General features: G+C 57.1%; 13 protein-coding genes, 3 tRNA genes, 3 rRNA genes and 2 pseudogenes. 8 read left to right on the top strand and 13 right to left on the bottom strand.

Features of this window, described 5'->3' with window-relative positions:
- Positions 1-165: 165 nt before the first annotated feature.
- Together tnpB and AWT76_RS03555 are read right to left on the bottom strand one after the other, a co-directional pair.
- Positions 166-516 carry an IS66 family insertion sequence element accessory protein TnpB gene (tnpB, locus tag AWT76_RS03560; RefSeq protein WP_072244977.1) on the bottom strand — a complete coding sequence of 117 codons (351 nt, stop codon included), beginning with the start codon at positions 514-516 and terminating at the stop codon, positions 166-168.
- Positions 513-905, bottom strand: a complete 393-nt coding sequence (locus tag AWT76_RS03555) for a transposase (RefSeq protein ID WP_072244974.1) — start codon at positions 903-905, stop codon at positions 513-515. The genes tnpB and AWT76_RS03555 overlap by 4 nt, the downstream gene beginning before the upstream one ends.
- Before the next feature lie 191 nt (positions 906-1,096).
- Between AWT76_RS03555 and AWT76_RS03550 the strand changes: the two genes are divergently transcribed.
- Positions 1,097-2,227: an NHL repeat-containing protein gene (locus AWT76_RS03550; protein WP_072244972.1), complete on the top strand. Its 1,131-nt coding sequence runs from the start codon at positions 1,097-1,099 to the stop codon at positions 2,225-2,227.
- Between the two features lie 79 nt (positions 2,228-2,306).
- Here the strand turns inward: AWT76_RS03550 and AWT76_RS16625 are convergent, their stop codons facing one another.
- From AWT76_RS16625 to AWT76_RS16860, 4 genes are all read right to left on the bottom strand, one after another.
- Entirely contained in the window at positions 2,307-2,786 is a 480-nt protein-coding gene (locus AWT76_RS16625; protein WP_141655864.1) for a DUF6795 domain-containing protein, read from the bottom strand.
- Positions 2,787-3,533: 747 nt separating this feature from the next.
- Entirely contained in the window at positions 3,534-4,532 is a 999-nt protein-coding gene (locus AWT76_RS16620) for a hypothetical protein (protein ID WP_072244971.1), read from the bottom strand.
- Positions 4,529-5,326 carry a hypothetical protein gene (locus AWT76_RS03540; protein WP_072244969.1) on the bottom strand — a complete coding sequence of 266 codons (798 nt, stop codon included), beginning with the start codon at positions 5,324-5,326 and terminating at the stop codon, positions 4,529-4,531. The genes AWT76_RS16620 and AWT76_RS03540 overlap by 4 nt, the downstream gene beginning before the upstream one ends.
- 394 nt (positions 5,327-5,720) lie before the next feature.
- Positions 5,721-5,894 (bottom strand): IFT57 family protein, encoded by a 174-nt coding sequence (locus tag AWT76_RS16860; RefSeq protein WP_176699327.1) that lies wholly within the window; start codon positions 5,892-5,894, stop codon positions 5,721-5,723.
- A 134-nt stretch (positions 5,895-6,028) separates the two neighbouring features.
- On the opposite strand from AWT76_RS16860, the gene AWT76_RS03535 reads away from it, so the two are divergent.
- From AWT76_RS03535 to AWT76_RS03530, 3 genes are all read left to right on the top strand, one after another.
- Positions 6,029-6,547 carry a hypothetical protein gene (locus AWT76_RS03535; RefSeq protein ID WP_141655863.1) on the top strand — a complete coding sequence of 173 codons (519 nt, stop codon included), beginning with the start codon at positions 6,029-6,031 and terminating at the stop codon, positions 6,545-6,547.
- A gap of 134 nt (positions 6,548-6,681) precedes the next feature.
- Complete coding sequence (locus tag AWT76_RS16615) at positions 6,682-6,978, top strand: hypothetical protein (RefSeq protein ID WP_141655862.1); 297 nt, start codon at positions 6,682-6,684, stop codon at positions 6,976-6,978.
- A gap of 45 nt (positions 6,979-7,023) precedes the next feature.
- Positions 7,024-8,808, top strand: coding sequence for a recombinase family protein (locus AWT76_RS03530; protein ID WP_342667182.1), 1,785 nt, complete (start codon positions 7,024-7,026; stop codon positions 8,806-8,808).
- Here AWT76_RS03530 and AWT76_RS03525 read toward each other — a convergent pair.
- The 6 genes from AWT76_RS03525 to AWT76_RS03500 all read right to left on the bottom strand — a co-directional run bounded on the left by AWT76_RS03525 (position 8,765) and on the right by AWT76_RS03500 (position 14,580).
- Positions 8,765-8,841: transfer RNA gene (locus AWT76_RS03525), tRNA-Met, on the bottom strand. The two genes, AWT76_RS03530 and AWT76_RS03525, sit on opposite strands and share 44 nt — an antisense overlap.
- 33 nt (positions 8,842-8,874) lie before the next feature.
- A 5S ribosomal RNA gene (gene rrf / locus AWT76_RS03520) occupies positions 8,875-8,989 on the bottom strand.
- Between the two features lie 131 nt (positions 8,990-9,120).
- Positions 9,121-12,024, bottom strand: a 23S ribosomal RNA gene (locus tag AWT76_RS03515).
- Between the two features lie 686 nt (positions 12,025-12,710).
- Positions 12,711-12,786, bottom strand: a tRNA-Ala gene (locus tag AWT76_RS03510).
- Positions 12,787-12,906: 120 nt separating this feature from the next.
- A tRNA-Ile gene (locus tag AWT76_RS03505) sits at positions 12,907-12,983 on the bottom strand.
- A gap of 133 nt (positions 12,984-13,116) precedes the next feature.
- Positions 13,117-14,580: ribosomal RNA gene (locus AWT76_RS03500) — 16S ribosomal RNA — on the bottom strand.
- Together the 16S, 23S and 5S rRNA genes with 3 tRNA genes alongside form the textbook arrangement of a ribosomal RNA operon.
- Before the next feature lie 200 nt (positions 14,581-14,780).
- Here AWT76_RS03500 and AWT76_RS16610 point away from each other — a divergent pair.
- The 3 genes from AWT76_RS16610 (at position 14,781) to AWT76_RS03490 (ending at position 16,224) form a co-directional block, all read left to right on the top strand.
- A complete protein-coding gene (locus AWT76_RS16610; protein ID WP_141655843.1) occupies positions 14,781-15,095 on the top strand; it encodes a hypothetical protein in 315 nt (104 codons plus the stop codon).
- A 37-nt stretch (positions 15,096-15,132) separates the two neighbouring features.
- Positions 15,133-15,573, top strand: coding sequence for a hypothetical protein (locus AWT76_RS03495; RefSeq protein WP_072244627.1), 441 nt, complete (start codon positions 15,133-15,135; stop codon positions 15,571-15,573).
- Between the two features lie 174 nt (positions 15,574-15,747).
- Entirely contained in the window at positions 15,748-16,224 is a 477-nt protein-coding gene (locus tag AWT76_RS03490; protein WP_072244625.1) for a fasciclin domain-containing protein, read from the top strand.
- Positions 16,225-16,278: 54 nt separating this feature from the next.
- On the opposite strand, the pseudogene hemE reads toward AWT76_RS03490, so the two are convergent.
- Positions 16,279-17,312 (bottom strand): annotated as a pseudogene (gene hemE / locus AWT76_RS03485) (uroporphyrinogen decarboxylase).
- Positions 17,313-17,419: 107 nt separating this feature from the next.
- On the opposite strand from hemE, the pseudogene hemC reads away from it, so the two are divergent.
- A pseudogene (hemC, locus tag AWT76_RS03480) lies at positions 17,420-18,249 on the top strand (hydroxymethylbilane synthase); the annotation flags it as partial.

Below are 18,249 nucleotides of genomic sequence, written 5' to 3'. Positions count from 1 at the left end.
TGATCACGCCTGGAAAACCGCCCGGCCTGCTGGAAAGCAAACAGGCTGATCTGACAGCACAGCTTTTCCGATTGCCCTGTAGCGATGAAGGGCAATCAGGAAAGATGTGAGGCCCGGGCAATGTTGAACCGATGATCGGCAGAGCGCCTGGGCAGAATATTCTGCTTACACAAAAACTGGTTTTCTGGTGTCCGTATTCGGCAAGCTTTGCCAGTCCATCCCGGCAAACAGGGCTTCAAACTGCACTTTTGTCAGTATGAGCGGGCCATCCTGAACCTTGGGCCATAGGAAACGTTTCCCATGCAGGCGCTTCATTGCAAGGACAAGTCCAGTTCCATCCCAAACAATGAGTTTAAGCCGGTCGGCACGCCGCGACCGGAAGACCCAGATGGCCCCATCAAAGGGATCAAACGCGAAATTCGCAGCGATGAGGCCAACCAAACCGTTCATGCCTTTGCGAAAATCGATAGGCTCTGTCGCAAGGTAAATTCGGAACCCGCCCGATGGAATGATCACTGGGAGCCCCTCACAGCACGCAGAATCCCCGCCAGTTCATCGCTGGGAAACCCTTTTGGAACCGTGATTTCAACATCCACAAGGCGGAGCACACATGCTTGGCCAACGCCATGCGACAAGGCGGGGCGATTAAGGGACGCGTTGGCGGGCGCCATCACCTCTACAAACGCGGGTGTTGCGTCCTTGGAGCGTGCCGCCTTGATCCATTTCGATACGAGGGTGGGTCTCACGCCGAGTTCGTCTGCAATATCACTGATCTTTGCCCCAGCGCCCACTTTTTGCACTGCAAGGTTCTTGAGTTCCGCCGGCCATGCACGAATTCCCTCCCTGGACACCGCCACTCGCAATCCCCAGATCTCCAGGCAATCCCCGCTCTGTTCATCCAACATTTCCGCCTCCTGATATTAGACGGACGGACTATCGCAAATCCCTTATTTTATTGAAACATGGGGTATATGCACCGCTTACGGTCAATGGGCGTGGCTTTTGGAGCCGACGTCGCACACACTTGCGGTGGTTTCAGCACGCCCTACGATCTATGCACGGCTGGAATAGACACCCTCCTGCTAACGGAACCGCGATGCCCCGTCCCTTCTTACCTGTCGCCTTTGCCGCCTTTTCGCGCGACATATTCGCCATTGCTTATAGCCCCTCCACGATGGGATCACCGAAATCCTTCGTGCTCAGCCATGATGGGCGGCTGGCGCAGCCCTGGGGCCGGGTGGATATGAAGCGCGACATCTATGCGCTGCTGCCCGATCCCGCGCGCGCGGTCGAGGCGGGGTTTGTGGCGCTGTCCAATGAAGGCGATATCTACGATGTCGGGGCGGAAGGGGCACCGGTCACGACCCTGCCGGATGCCGGTCTGAGCGGGCGCGGGGGCACCTTCCGTCTGGCGCGCGCAGGCGACACGGTTCTGGTGCTGGGGCGCGGCAATCAGGTCTGGGCGCGGGACGGGGCGGGCGCATGGCAGGAACTTGCCCCCGATATCACCCCGCCCGAAGGCTATGGGCCGCCGACCTGGACCGATGCGCTGGCGCTGGGGGATGGAACGCTGTTGCTGGCAGGGAATGCAAAAGCCCCGGATAAGGTCAGCCTCCTGATCGGCGCGCCAAAACCGCCTGCCTTGGGCAGACCGCCAACTCCAGAGGAAACAGCTGCCTATCTGGCCGAACACCGCGCCTATGTCGAAGCACGAGAAGCCGAACGCGCCACCCACTTCCCGATGGAGACACTCGGCTTCATCGCGCGGCGCACAGAGCAGGGCTGGGATCTGGCCGAGACGGTCCAGAAAGGCGCGATCTACGGGCTTGCGCAGGCCCCTGACGGGGCCATCTGGGCCGTGGGCGATGCCGGGCAGATCCTGCGCTCTGACGATGGCGCGCGCAGCTTCACGGCCGTCACGGAGGCGCGTGATGTCCGCTATGCGGGCATCGCGCCCACGCATGACGGGATGATCGTGCTGCAGGGCCGCGCGCTCAGCCGCGTGGATGCTGAAGGCCGGATGCACCCGCTGCCGATCCCGACCACGCCACAGACACAGGGCAAATGGCTGGCCCCGGTGGATTACGCTGCGCTGCCTGAGGGGGTATTCTTCCTTGACGCCAATCATGGGCTTTTGTTTCGCGACGCAAGTGACTGGCAACGCATCGACATCCCAGCAGCCCTGACGGGGCCTGCGAAAGCGGCGAAGGCTTGGGTCGCGGGGTAACACCACATCGGTAATCCCCGACCCCAACCTCGCCATCACCGGCTCGCGCCTCATCGCTGTCTTGCATAACAAGAGGCGGCTACCCGTCAGGATTGGGTATACAAAGACTGTTAAATAACCCATTGCTACCCGAGCCAGGCAGTTTATTCAGACCGCACAGGATATGCAGAGGCTGGCCCTGTAATTCGCTGTTCTCCCGGTAATTGGACTTGCGCGCAGACCAGATATTGACTGGACCACTGGCAGCTTGGGCTGTGATCTTCTGTAGAATATCGGGCTCATGTGGTATGAAACGCGCGCTTATGCTGCGTCCTGTCACAGGTGGAAAATGAAAACGCCCCTGCGCATCGATCATTTTTTCATCCTGCCCGCGCGTATCCGTCCATGCCCAATGCCATGTCCGCACCAATCGCATATTGGCCACAGGCTCTCCTGAAGCAGAGACCAGCCGCCCTTCCACCCCAGACATCAGAACCAACGTCGATGACGATGCCATATTTCCTCCAATCAACAAAGACAGTGCCAGTATCGACACCAGTATGGTTTGCAGGTGGCGCATATCTGAAATCCCTTACATTACAGCCAGAACGTCACGCCATAGACGTAAACCGATAGCACCATGAACTCTATTGCCCACGGCAGTGAAACCTCTGCGGCTATCGCCAGACTGAGAACAGGCCGGGCACGCCAAGACGCAGGTCGCTTTCACAAGGGGCGGGGAACCGCCTGTGACTTCGCGGCATTGCTTGCGCAGCAAACCGCAAAAGCGGCCAGTCGCCACCCCACCCCACAACTGCCGCAGTTGGCAGGGAGCGGAGTTCGCAAAGGTTGGACGGCATGGGCGTGCTTTGCGACGTACCCGGCCCTTTGCGGTCAGTCGGAACCGCCACTGTGCTTCTCGGTAGCAGCCATTCATTATAGGTGTAGCGAAACAGTTGGGTGAGCGTCGGCGACTACGGAACAAAGCCGCTGTCTGACAAAAGGCAAGTTACTAGAGCATGTCGTGCGAAAGTGGGAATCGGTTTTGCGCGTAAAGAAACGCAATAACAATAAATTAGAGCCACTCGCGTGAATTCAAATGAACGCGATGGGCTCTAGACGAAGTATGCGAACGGTCATTTGGGCACCGTTGCACGATACTCCTTAGGTCGCCTTCGGATGACCGTGTAGGAGGCTGTAGATCCCCCCAATTAAAACTAACATCAGGCCTTCAATCGGGGTAGCATGCCACATTTCGTGTGCCTGCCGGATGTCGCCCGCTGCCTGGGGAGGTGGGCCGATGCAAAATATTTCTGCGCCTTGCAATTTATTGCCGAAGACGCTCCTGAATTGTGAAATTCTCCGTGGCCTCGACCTTTTGTCGAATGGCAGTCCCAAGCATTCCTCGCAAGATATGACGTTCCTCGTCGATCATGGTGCGAAGATCGCTCTCGAACTCTTCGCGATTCCATAGCTCATCTATCAGAATTATGGCCGAATCCACAGCAACCCAGGCCACTGCGCCTCCAACTACCCCGCCAACACCGGCACCCACCGGGCCAAGAAAGGCTCCGATCGCGGCTCCGGTCGCCGCGCCGCCACCAATGCCTGTGCTCTTCACGGCTAGTCCTACGGCCGTTTTTGCTGCGACTTTGGCGGCGATCTTTGCGGCAATCGCGGCCGCCAGTTTCGCCGACGCGAACCCACCCGTCGTTGCAACAAAACTCCCGACGGGCAAAGTATAACGCATTCGGTATTGGGCATCGCCGATAGCGGCTTCGGTGATTGCGGACATCTGAGCGCCCCTCCAAGCGACCGGGATTTCGGCGTTCAGCTGTTCCCGCACACTACGATTGAACTCTTGCGAGAATATCAGGTCGATTTCATTCATCGCAGCGTCCAATTCTTCGTCAAAACTATCAAATACGCGCGTCTGAATCGCACTCTCAATAATCCCGGATGCCCCGAATAGCTCTGTATACTGGCCACGAACCGAATAATGGAAGCTCACATATGCTGGGATTGCAGCATCGACGGGATCAAAGGCCCTATCCAAAATACGATCCAGCATTTCGATAGTTATTTCTTTGGCTTGGTTCGATGCGCGGACGAAAATCCGCTGAAGAACGGTTCCCGGAATATCGATTTCACTAGGGATCTGGGGATCGAATGAAGGTGATCCAAGAACTTGCTGCTGCCGTTCAGAAACGGCATGCGTTTGCATATGTGCCGCGACCAGGAGCGCCAGCGTTCCGCCCGCAATCAATATGATTGTCGCCCAAAAGGATAAGAACAGGATACGCGTGGTCTTTTCAGGGTCAGTCACTCTGGTTCTCCAGCTTGGTCTAAAGGTCTTTTGCGCGTGGGTACGATATGGGAATGATATAGGGTCGCAATAGAAATTGCAGTTGTTGCAATGACAGTGCATATCAACGCAGCATATATTCCATATATGATCCAGATCGCGGCACTATCGAACCTAGCTACAACCCAGAGCCGAACAGTATCCAGAAAGATGATGATGGAAACAATCTCGTCCAGCAGACTGTTTCGTGCTGGAAGGCGCGCGAGGGACACACCGATGGCTTCGTTGAAGTCCGCGTCAATCGCACCAAGGCGCGTGACGAATGCCATCTCAATCCAAATGTATGGAAAGATGGAAACAACGCAGGTGACAAGAAACGCGAATTTCGCACTGAACCAAGACAGAGAGGTTTCGACAACATCGCGTGCAAACCATCTTAGACCAAGAGCATAACTGGCAACGCTGATACCTATAATCGCGATTGCGGCCACAAGCTCTTCAAGACCAGCAAAGAGTGATTTGTACCCCAAGGCCGCGATGCAGAAGACTGCAACGGATGTCGCGGTGAACGCAGTGAACAATCTGCCCCGCGCAATGGGCTGAAGCGGTGAGGTGCTTTGAAGAGTAGCGGATAAAAGCGCGCGCCGCCGGTCGATTGCGTTCTTGTATGCTCCAATCGCGACCATCAACCCCAGCGGTAGAAGCGCGAGATAGGCAAGATCAGTCGACAAGAAGGCAAGCCGCCAAAGGGCCAAACTGCAAATGACGGCAAGGACGGTTCCCAGAAGGCAAAGCGTGAAATCGAATTTTGTCATTGTGGATACAGCTCTTCATTTGCTGACCTTATCCAAAATGGAATGCGGCGTCACGTCAACGTTGCCTAGCGAAGCAGCGAGGTCAAGTTTATAACCTGTAGGCCGGTCTTGGGATGCCTAGCTCGGTATCGGGTGGCGCAGATCAAATCACAAGGTCATCCTTGGATCGAACGGCCGTTTCAGTCGGATGCTGCGGCCGCAATGCCGCAAGGTCACAGTCGGCTGTCCGCCCTGTGCGTCGTTCCATTGCGCTGCGCTGGTGCCCGGTTGGCGCTAGAACAATGCGCATCACTTACGGCAGGGCGGCCCTGACAGGATAAGGTCAGGGCCGCCTGAAGGTTTTTTATCACGGGTGACGAATTCTCTACTTTTGGGCTCACCTTTATTCACCAGATCAGCCATCTTTCTCAAGGTATCCCTTGTTTTCGAGCCAGTCTGTGAGGATCAGTTCGGCCATCGAGGCCATTGATCTGCGGTCATCTTTTGCCGCTTTTTCAATGGCAGACTTAAGGGAGGGGGTAACCCGGAGACCTAGAGGAGTTGAACGCAGTTCGCTTTTTGCTGTCATTGTTAGAACTTTTCTATTGACGTATATCGTTTCAAGTGCAATATATAGAATGTTGCTAACAAATGCAACGGGGCCCAGCGGTGCTGGAACACCAACTAGGCCCCTGACCAAGCCATCTGAATAGGAGATGACCAATGGCTACTTCGAAGACTACCACTGCTGCGCATGAAGCGAAAGCGATTGCAGAATTCACGCCGACAATGGCGGCGTTTTACCTTTTGCTGCGCCGGTTCAAGAAGACAATCAAGACGGAGATCAAGTATCAGGCCTCTGGCATTGATCTGTTCGCGCTGGATGCGGCGGAAGATCTGCGCGATCTGGAGATTGCTTGGGAAGCGCTGACAGAGACGGTGTTTGATGTGATCCTGCATCTGCCCGTCATTCCGGAGGATCGCGATCTGCAGCGGATCGCCTTTTTGATGAAGTCCATTTTTGAAATCGAAGAGCCGTCTGATCGCGCCCACCTTGTCGCGGAGGCTCGCAAGCACCGCGATTTGTTTGCCTGCACCGCGCCCGGGGCGCAGGGCGACATTGCGGGGCGGTTGATCCTGCGGTTTTTCGAGGTCTTTGATCTGATGTCGACTCTGCGGCAGTTCGGCGGATCGATTATTGAGCTGCCGTGTCCGGATTTTCTCGATCAGATCCCGGCATAACAAAATCGCCCGCGCCGGTTTTAAGATCGGCGTGGGCCTTTTTACGACTGTGATCACGTCGTCGTTTTTCAAAGCTTGCCCGGATTTTCGGGGACGGCCTTGCCCGTGGCCAAAGATTTCCCTGGCCTCGGGCCATGGCAACAATCGCAGCAGCCAAATCGGAATATCCTGTGCCGGCAATAAGTTGTCCACAATTTCCGGAAATCGAATCGCAAATTGAAGCTGAAACGGAGCCTCAAATGGAATATGTAACCTTCAGTCGGGCAGCAAATGCCCTTGTTCATACCATCATCAAACCGCTGCTCAAAATGGGCAGGCTGGGAGGAAACGCGCATGCGCGAACAGAGAAGACTTGCCCGGAGGGGCTGGTGAGATGGCAATATCGCTTGCCAAGACCCCATCCGCCGCCAGACCCGGCATTACCCTTGTAAAACGGATCCATAGCTCGATATCGTCACAGCCGCATCCGGCCTTGTATGACCTTGTCCGACTTTTGGCGCGGGCAGAGGCCCGCGCAACCCTTGCAAAGACAGAGTGCCATTTTCATGACTGACCTTTTGCCCAAAGCTGGCCTGCGTGCTGTCATCTATGCCCGCTATTCCACAGATCACCAGTCCGCGGCCTCTGTGACCGACCAGATCCGGCTGTGCGAACGGCTCTGCGCGGAGAAAGGCTGGACGATTGCCGGGGTCTACTCGGACGATGCGCAAAGCGGGTTCAACCACCTTCGGTCCGACTATCAGCGCATGCTGTCTTTTGTTGAAGCGGGCAGCTGCGATGTGATCGTGGCGGAAAGCTACGAGCGTCTCATCCGTGACGGCGAACATTCCGCGAGGCTCTACAAGCGGATGACATATCTCGGGGTCCCGATTGTGACCAGTAAGGGCAGCCGGATCACCGAGATTGACGTCGGCCTGTCCTCGCTTGTGTCGGGGATGACGCGCAAGCTGATCGCGGACAAGACCCACCGGGGCCTTGAGGGCCGCGTGCTTGCCGGCAAGTCCGCAGGTGGGATCAGCTACGGCTACCGCCTTGACCGCCAGTTACGCCCCGACGGCACCTTCACAACCGGTGATCGCGTAATCGACCCGGATGAGGCCGCCATCATTCGCCGCATCTTCGAAGAGTACGATCAGGGTCTGTCCGCCCGGACCATTGCCATGGGGCTGAACCGTGACGCGATCCCTGCCCCGCGTGCAGGTGGCAAAGGCACAGGCACATGGTCCTTTTCGACGATTTCGGGGAACTGGAAACGCGGGACAGGCCTGCTGAATAATGAACTCTATATCGGGCGGCTGGTCTGGAACCGCCAGCGCTTCGTCAAAGACCCAGACACCAACAAACGCCAGGCCCGGCTCAACCCACCTGAGGACTGGGTCATCCATGATGTCCCCGATCTGCGGATCATCGACGATAGCCTCTGGGACCGCGTCAAACGCCGCCAAGGGGCGATCCGCGACGAGATCGTGACCGCCCGCGAGGCCAGCCCACATACCGGCGCCCCCCATGCGGAGCGCGGCAAGCGGCCGAGTTATCTGTTTTCAGGGCTTCTGAGCTGCGGGTGCTGCGGGGCGAATTACATCAAGATCAGTGCCACGCGGTACGGCTGCTCGGCGGCGCGTAATCGCGGGACCTGCACGAACCGAAAGACGATCGAGCGGAAAGACGTCGAGCGCCGCACGTTGCAGGGTCTGAAGGACAAGCTGATGCATCCGGATCTCGTGCGGGCCTTCATCACGGAATATCAACGTGCGCTGCGCGAAGCCGACACGCAGGACGCCATGGCACGCAAAACTCATATGCGGCGGCTCGATGCGGTGTGCAAAGAGATCGACAATATGGTGGACGCCATCGCGAAAGGCATGTTCCATGACAGCATGAAGGCGCGGATGGACAGGCTGGAGGCCGAGCGCCAGGATCTCGAGACCCGCATCAGCGCCCTGCCCGCCCCCGCCCCGATTGTGCTGCATCCCGGCGTGGCCGACATCTACGCCCGCAAGGTGGGCGACCTGGCGGCAGCTCTGGACCAGGACGGCACGCGGACGGAGGCAGCAGAGGTTCTGCGGGGTCTCATCCAACGGATCACGCTCCGGCCGGACGCGGATGCGCCGAACGGGCATGTGATTGAGATTTATGGGGAATTGGGGGCGATTTTGGCTTTGTGCGACACAAATGCGAAAGCCCGCAGCGGAGCTACGGGCATTGGGCAAGTGGCGATGGTTGCGGGGACAGGATTTGAACCTGTGACCTTCAGGTTATGAGCCTGACGAGCTACCTGGCTGCTCCACCCCGCGGTGGTATGTTTAGAGGTTTAGGTTGATTATGAGGTTTGGCGGTGAGCTACTCTCCCACGTCTTGAGACGCAGTACCATTGCCGCGGCGGCACTTAACTTCCGAGATCGGGACGGGATCGGGTGTATTGCTCGCGCTATTGCCACCAAACCTGGTAATCAACCTTGATCAAGCGATGTATTATCGCTTGAGTGATACACATCGGTGGGGGATTTGAGCCCGACGATTTTGGTCATGCTTTTGTTGTGTTGGTCTTGGAATTGATCTGGTTGTTACTGGATCAAATCAAGCCGATCGAGCGATTAGTACCGGTCGACTGAGCGCATTGCTGCGCGTACATCTCCGGCCTATTGACGTGGTGGTCTACCACGGCTCTCAAGGGAGACCTTGTTTTGAGGGGGGCTTCCCGCTTAGATGCTTTCAGCGGTTATCCTGTCCGTTCATAGCTACCCTGCGCTGCGGCTGGCGCCACAACAGGTCCACCAGTGGAACGTTCACCCCGGTCCTCTCGTACTAGGGGCAACTCCTCTCAAGTCTCCAACACCCACGGCAGATAGGGACCGAACTGTCTCACGACGTTCTAAACCCAGCTCACGTACCTCTTTAAACGGCGAACAGCCGTACCCTTGGGACCTACTCCAGCCCCAGGATGAGATGAGCCGACATCGAGGTGCCAAACGATGCCGTCGATATGGACTCTTGGGCATCATCAGCCTGTTATCCCCGGCGTACCTTTTATCCGTTGAGCGATGGCCCTTCCACTCGGGACCACCGGATCACTATGGCCGACTTTCGTCTCTGCTCGACTTGTCAGTCTTGCAGTCAGGCGGGCTTATGCCATTGCACTCAACGAGCGATTTCCGACCGCTCTGAGCCCACCTTCGCACGCCTCCGTTACTGTTTGGGAGGCGACCGCCCCAGTCAAACTACCTGCCACACAGGGTCCCGGATCCTGGTTCAAGGATCGCGGTTAGACATCAAGAGTGCGAAGGGTGGTATCTCAAGGGAGGCTCCACGGGAACTGGCGTTCCTGTTTCAAAGCCTACCACCTATCCTGCACATCGCAATCCTGATGCCAGTGTGAAGCTGTAGTAAAGGTGCACGGGGTCTTTCCGTCTAACCGCGGGAAGCCTGCATCTTGACAGGCAATTCAATTTCGCTGAGTCCATGTTCGAGACAGCGGGGAAGTCGTTACGCCATTCGTGCAGGTCGGAACTTACCCGACAAGGAATTTCGCTACCTTAGGACCGTTATAGTTACGGCCGCCGTTTACCGGGGCTTCATTTCGGAGCTTGCACTCCTCCATTTAACCTTCCGGCACCGGGCAGGCGTCAGACCCTATACGTCGTCTTGCGACTTCGCAGAGCCCTGTGTTTTTAGTAAACAGTCGCCACCCCCTGGTCTGTGCCCCCCGCCCTTGCTTGCGCAAAGACGGGGCCTCCTTCTCGCGAACTTACGGAGGTATTTTGCCGAGTTCCTTAAACATGGTTCTCTCAAGCGCCTTGGTATTCTCTACCAGTCCACCTGTGTCGGTTTCGGGTACGGTCTGATGTGGGGCTATTTCCAGGGACCGCCTGGCTGCCCACCCAATCCGATAAGGGTGAACAACGTCCGCGATCCGTCACATCCCACTGGCCGAGGAATATTAACCTCGTTCCCATCGACTACGCCTTTCGGCCTCGCCTTAGGGGCCGGCTTACCCTGCTCAGATTAGCTTTAAGCAGGAACCCTTGGACTTTCGGCGACAGGGTCTCTCACCCTGTTTGTCGCTACTCATGTCAACATTCTCACTTCTGAACGCTCCACCGGTCCCTCACGGGCCGGCTTCACAGCAGACTTCTGATGCGTCCGTCACACCCCTTGGGGCATGCAAGACGCAAGAAGTACAGAACAGAACGCTCCGCTACCACGCACTTACGTGCATCCTAAGCTTCGGCTCATGGCTTGAGCCCCGTTACATCTTCGCCGCAGGACAACTTATTTAGACCAGTGAGCTGTTACGCTATCTTTAAAGGATGGCTGCTTCTAAGCCAACCTCCTGGTTGTTTTGGTCGTCCCACCTGCTTTCCCACTTAGCCATGAATTGGGGGCCTTAGCTGTAGGTCAGGGTTGTTTCCCTCTTCACGACGGACGTTAGCACCCGCCGTGTGTCTGCCAGATAGTACTCCCGGGTATTCGGAGTTTGGTTAGGATCAGTAAGCCTGTGGGGCCCCATTACCCATCCAGTGCTCTACCCCCCGGGGTATTCGTCTGACGCTCTACCTAAATAGATTTCGCGGAGAACCAGCTATCTCCGAGTTTGATTGGCCTTTCACCCCTAGGCACAGCTCATCCCGATCCTTTTCAACGGATGTGGGTTCGGTCCTCCAGTTGGTGTTACCCAACCTTCAACCTGGCCATGCCTAGATCACTCGGTTTCGGGTCTGATCCATCTAACTCGACGCCCATTTAAGACTCGCTTTCGCTGCGCCTACACCTAACGGTTTAAGCTTGCTAGATAGACCAAGTCGTTGACCCATTATACAAAAGGTACGCCGTCAGGGATCATGTCCCCTCCGACTGCTTGTAGGCGTCCGGTTTCAGGTCTGTTTCACTCCCCTCGTCGGGGTGCTTTTCACCTTTCCCTCACGGTACTGGTTCGCTATCGGTCAGCAAGGAGTACTTAGCCTTCGGGGGTGGTCCCCCGATCTTCGAACAGGATTTCACGTGTCCCGCCCTACTTGATACGTCCGATCATGCTTCGCATACGGGGCTGTCACCCGCTATGGCCTGCCTTTCCAGACAGTTCTGCCCACATTCACGGCTCGGCTGGTCCGCGTTCGCTCGCCACTACTAACGGAGTCTCTATTGATTTCCTTTCCTCCGGGTACTTAGATGTTTCAGTTCCCCGGGTTTGCTCTTTTAAGCCTATGTATTCAGCCTAAAAGTAACTGAGTATGCTCATTGTTAGCCACCACGCATCAACATACGCGCCCGGCCACCCAAAGGTGGCCACGGACCAAGGGTCCGCGCGGAGCGTATGTTATTGCGAAGCAATAACAACAAACAATCAGTTGGGTTGCCCCATTCGGAGATCGCAGGGTCAAAGCCTATTCTCGGCTCGCCTGCGCTTATCGCAGAGTATCACGTCCTTCATCGCCTCTTGCTGCCAAGGCATCCACCAAACGCCCTTATTGCGCTTGATTTGATCCAGAAAGAGCCAGATCGGTTCCCCGTTTTCACAGGCAACGTCACATGACAGGGGGCAACGGGCCTTTTGCGTTCCCGCGCCCCACGCTTCCCAAGACCAAAAGCATTGTACGTTTCCCGCCCTGGATTTTTTATGCGCTACCGCGCAGCTCACTTGAGCGCGTTGGCACCGCACTACCCGTCTCTACGTGCATAGATCGGGGCATCCAGAACAATTGGTTAGTGTACTTGACTTGGAATAGTCTCATGTCTTGCAAAGTCCGAAGACCCTGCAGGCATCTTCTCACGCGAAGATGCCAACATGACACTGATGTGTATCTCTCTAAACGATGTAAAAAGCAGCCGAAGCTGCCAACGTCCAACAGGACGATCAAGCACATGACCCATGTGCTTGATGATCGTGTTGGTCTTTCAAACTGCAACATCTCGACGATGTGCCGGGTGGAGCCACCCGCCAATCGACTTGACGATTGGCGCATAAAACAACCCTGGGCTTCACCAATGCGAAGCGTAGCTGGGTCTTGGTGGAGCCACCCGCCAATTCGCTTGCGAATTGGCGCATAATAAATCCTAGGAGCCACCATGACGAGGCGAAGCCCTGCCGCGCAGCATGGCTGCTTGGCATCAATCCCTAAAAACGATCCCCCGGATCGTTTTTGCGAGCTGCGCTCGCCGGGTTTGATGGTGGAGCCTAGGAGGATCGAACTCCTGACCTCCTGAATGCAAATCAGGCGCTCTCCCAGCTGAGCTAAGGCCCCGTTCTTGAGTGTCGCCTGCGGCGACGCACGCTTCGCGCCGCGCCTTGCGCGGTGGCAGCAAAGCTGCCGGGCACTCAGCACAAAACAAAACCATGCTTGATCGCAGCCCGCCGGAGGTAATGGTGGGTCGAGGAGGACTTGAACCTCCGACCTCACGCTTATCAGGCGTGCGCTCTAACCACCTGAGCTACCGACCCAAAGTTCAGACCGGTAGGCCTGCGGTTCTTCTTGAAGAGATATGAGGACGGTCCGGTTCGTTTATGTGACTTTGATTGTCACTGCTAAGTGTTTCACGAGATGGGCAAGCCCATCTGCCAGAAACATCCTTAGAAAGGAGGTGATCCAGCCGCAGGTTCCCCTACGGCTACCTTGTTACGACTTCACCCCAGTCGCTGAGCCTACCGTGGTTGGCTGCCTCCATTGCTGGTTAGCGCACCACCTTCGGGTAGACCCAACTCCCATGGTGTGACGGGCGGTGTGTACAAGGCCCGGGAACGTATTCACCGCGGCATGCTGTTCCGCGATTACTAGCGATTCCGACTTCATGGGGTCGAGTTGCAGACCCCAATCCGAACTGAGATGGCTTTTAGGGATTATCCCTCTGTCACCACCATTGTAGCACGTGTGTAGCCCAACCCGTAAGGGCCATGAGGACTTGACGTCATCCACACCTTCCTCCGACTTATCATCGGCAGTCTCCCCAGAGTGCCCAACTGAATGCTGGCAACTGGGGACGTGGGTTGCGCTCGTTGCCGGACTTAACCGAACATCTCACGACACGAGCTGACGACAGCCATGCAGCACCTGTGTGGGGTCCAGCCGAACTGAAAGAACCATCTCTGGTTCCGCGACCCCCATGTCAAGGGTTGGTAAGGTTCTGCGCGTTGCTTCGAATTAAACCACATGCTCCACCGCTTGTGCGGGCCCCCGTCAATTCCTTTGAGTTTTAATCTTGCGACCGTACTCCCCAGGCGGAATGCTTAATCCGTTAGGTGTGACACCGACAAGCATGCTTGCCGACGTCTGGCATTCATCGTTTACGGTGTGGACTACCAGGGTATCTAATCCTGTTTGCTCCCCACACTTTCGCACCTCAGCGTCAGTATCGAGCCAGTGAGCCGCCTTCGCCACTGGTGTTCCTGCGAATATCTACGAATTTCACCTCTACACTCGCAATTCCACTCACCTCTCTCGAACTCCAGACTGATAGTTTTGGAGGCAGTTCCGGGGTTGAGCCCCGGGATTTCACCCCCAACTTTCCAATCCGCCTACGCGCGCTTTACGCCCAGTAATTCCGAACAACGCTAGCCCCCTCCGTATTACCGCGGCTGCTGGCACGGAGTTAGCCGGGGCTTCTTTACTGGGTACCGTCATTATCTTCCCCAGCGAAAGAGCTTTACAACCCTAAGGCCTTCATCGCTCACGCGGCATGGCTAGATCAGGGTTGCCCCCATTGTCTAAGATTCCCCACTGCTGCCTCCCGTAGGAGTCTGGGCCGTGTCTCAGTCCCAGTGTGGCTGATCATCCTCTCAAACCAGCTATGGATCGTCGGCTTGGTAGGCCATTACCCCACCAACTACCTAATCCAACGCGGGCCGATCCTTTGCCGAAATTCTTTCCCCCGAAGGGCACATACGGTATTAAACCCAGTTTCCCAGGACTATTCCGTAGCAAAGGGCACGTTCCCACGCGTTACTCACCCGTCCGCCGCTAGGACCGAAGTCCTCGCTCGACTTGCATGTGTTAAGCCTGCCGCCAGCGTTCGTTCTGAGCCAGGATCAAACTCTCAAGTTGAAACGGACATGGTCCGTATCCTTGACGTCAAACCCAAGCACATATCAACACGTCCAGACCTAAGCCCAAACGCGTTACCCTGTTCATGTGCCTCCAGTCCAAAGAACCGAAAGCCGCATAAACAGTGAAGCTGACATTCCCATCATCGAGACGCTTCCGCACCCCTAGAGAACCGATATGTGTCAGGCCGATCCATCGAAATGAACCAAACCGCCCACATATCTCTTCAAGTTTCCAAAACTGTCAAACAAAACCACAACAAAAGACAATACCACACAGGCCAGCACCAATATCGGCGCAACCCATGCAACCTCGTCTCCCATCATGATAGCCAAAACAACAACCGTCCGCCGTTCCAGCCAACCAGCAACGTCCCCGCCGCCGGTGAAGCGCTATCTAGGGAATCCACTTTTCCAACGCAACAGGAAAATGACAAAGAAGGCGAAAAAACTTCCCTTGCCCGGATTTCTGGCCTGTTTGATCCAGATCAGGGCGTTAAAAGAAAGGTCTTGTAGGTTTCTTTGGATGCACGCTTGAGGGAAAGGAAAGCTGATGTCTTACAAAGCGCTGGGGCTGGGTCTTGCGCTGGCCATGGCCAGCCCGGCCCATGCTGACGGGTTTTACACGTTCGAAGCCGAAGGATCCTTCGATGATGTGGTCTTTGCGGTTGAGATGGCAATTACCGGGCGCGGGCTGGTGATCGATTCGGTCAACCATATTGGCGCAATGCTGGCCCGGACCAAGGAAGATGTCGGGGGCACCAAGGATCTGTTCGCGGGCGCGCAGGTGATGTCATTCTGCTCTGCCGATGTGTCCCGTCAGGTGATGGAGACGGACCTAATGAACATCCAGCATTGTCCCTATGGCATCTATGTCTTCCAGCCTGCCGAAGACGGCGCGCCGGTCATGGTGGGCTATCGCGAGTATAGCGACCGCAGCATGCAGCCGGTCAATTACTTGTTGCAGCAGATCGTGGCGGACGCAACGAACTGACCGCAGGTTGGTCACATCGAAACACGTTGACTTGATTTGAAACTCAAGGGCGCGCCGGCTTAGCCGCGCGCCCTTTGTCGTCAAGCCCGGCTCGCGCGAAAATGTGCCACATCCACTCTGCATGCCGCACCGTAACCTGCGTGTCATCACGACAATGACCAATGGAGGTTAGATATGTTCAAGACCACTTTCGCCGGCGCTGCCATTGCCCTTGCCTTGGCCACCCCTGCCCTCTCGAACGGAACCGACGACAAGACGATCGTAGACATTGCTGCCGAAGATGGCCGCTTCACGACGCTGGTTGCAGCCGTCTCGGCGGCCGGCCTGGCTGATACCCTGTCGGGGGACGGCCCGTTCACCGTGTTCGCACCAACTGACGATGCCTTTGCCGCCCTGCCAGAGGGCACCGTCGAAGGCTTGTTGAACGACATCCCGACCCTGACCTCTATCCTGACCTACCATGTGGTTCCGGGTGCGGTCATGTCGGGTGATCTGAGCGACGGGATGATGCCCGAAACCGTGAACGGCCAGACCGTGACCATTGGCGTGGATGGTGGCGTGACCGTGAACGATGCGACTGTGATTATTGCCGATATCGAAGCGTCGAACGGCGTGATCCATGTGATCGACTCGGTCATCTTGCCCGAGTGATCTGGCATTGCGCAAAGAATGCAGCGGGCGGCTTTTTGGCCGCCCGTTTGCGTGTCAGGGTTTGAAGTTGCGCACTGTCTCTATCATCAGCGCCACATTCTCGGGGTCGGCATCGGGGGTTATGCCATGCCCAAGGTTAAAGATATGCGGGCCGTTCTTGAAGGCTCCGACGATCTTGCGCGTTTCATCGACCAGCTCTTGCCCGCCCGTGACCATGTGGCGCGACGCCAGATTGCCCTGCACACAGCCATCCGTTTGCACATTTGCCGCCGCCCATTCGGGCGTGACGGAATCGTCCAGCGCCACGCAATCGGCACCGCTGGACTTGTGGAAGCCGATGTAATTCTCGCCCCCCTCGCGCGGGAAGGCGATGACCGGAATGCCGGGATGGCGCGCCTTCAGCGCGTCAATGATCCGCTTGGTGGGCGCAAGCGCGTATTTGGCGAATGCGTCGCCCTTCAGCGACCCGGCCCAGCTATCGAAAATCTTGACCACTTCGGCCCTGCCTTGATCTGCATCGACAGGTATTCAATGGTCGCATCGGTGATCCGGTCAATAAGCGCGTCAAACACTTCGAGCGCGCCGGTCCGCAGGGCGTGGGCCGGGCCTTGGTCCTTGGTGCCGCGCCCGGCGATCATGTAGGTGGCCGACTGTCCACGGTGCACCGGCAAAGCCAATCAGCGTGGTCTCGGGTGGTAATTCGCGCGACAAGATGCGCACGGTTTCATAGACCGGGTTCAGCGTGTCGTGGATGGCGTCGGTGGGCTTTAGCGCATCGACCCCGGCCTGATCGGTGATGGTGGACAGGCGCGGCCCTTCGCCGGTGACAAACCACAGATCGGCCCCAAGCGCCTGCGGCACCAGCAGGATATCGGCAAACAGGATGGCCGCATCAAACCCGTAGCGGCGGATCGGTTGCAATGTGACCTCTGCCGCCAGTTCGGGATTGTAGCACAGCGACAGGAAATCCCGGCCTGCGCGCGGGTGGCGCGGTATTCGGGCAGGTAGCGACCGGCCTGGCGCATCATCCAGATGGGCGGTGTGGGCAAGGTTTCCCCGGCAAGGGCGCGCAGGATGGTCTTGGTCATATGGTTTTCTCCTTGGTCGATATCCTCGTCACAAGTCGGGCGGGCGTTGTCAAGTCTGCATGACACTCTGCGCTTGAAGGCGCAGGGCACGGCGCTATGCAAACCGCATGACACACGCACACCCGACCCCCGACCAGCCCCTGAAAATCGGCACGCGCGGATCCCCGCTGGCCTTGGCGCAGGCCCATGAAACGAAGCAGCGCCTGATGGCGGCGCATGGCCTGCCAGAGGCGGCATTCGAAATCATGGTCATCAAGACCACGGGCGACGACCGCACGCTGATCGACGCGGACCGCCCATTGAAGGAAATCGGGAACAAGGGTCTGTTCACCAAGGAAATCGAAGAGGCAATGGTCGAAGGGCGAATCGACATTGCCGTCCATTCGATGAAGGACATGCCGACCGTCCAGCCCGACGGGCTGACATTGGGCTGTTACCTGCCCCGCGAAGACACGCGCGACGCATTCGTGTCGCACAAGGCGCAAGGGATTGCCGATTTGCCAAGCGGGGCGGTGGTCGGGTCGTCGTCCTTGCGCCGTCGCGCGCAACTGCTCAACAAACGGCCCGACCTGAAAGTGGTCGAGTTTCGCGGCAATGTGCAAACCGGCTGAAAAAGCTGCAAGATGGCGTGGCCGAATGCACCTTCCTTGCCATGGCGGGGCTAAACCGTCTGGGCATGAGCGAGATTGCGACGGGCGGGATAGAACCCGAAGACATGCTGCCCGCGATTGCCCAAGGCGCGATTGGCATTGAGTGGCGTATTGCGGATGACGTAACGGCCGAATTGCTGGCCCCGCTGCATGATACGCCGACCGGTCACAGGCTGGCCGCCGAACGCGCGTTCTTGGCCGCGCTGGATGGCTCCTGCGAAACGCCCATCGCGGGGCTTGCGCTGATCGAAGGCGACGAGATCTGGCTGCGCGGCGAAATCCTGCGG

Origin of the sequence: Roseibaca calidilacus, assembly GCF_001517585.1 — a bacterium.
Taxonomy (GTDB): Bacteria; Pseudomonadota; Alphaproteobacteria; order Rhodobacterales; family Rhodobacteraceae; genus Roseinatronobacter; species Roseinatronobacter calidilacus.
The sequence above is the reverse complement of the archived record's forward strand: the minus strand, read 5'-3'. Positions and strand labels throughout refer to the sequence as shown.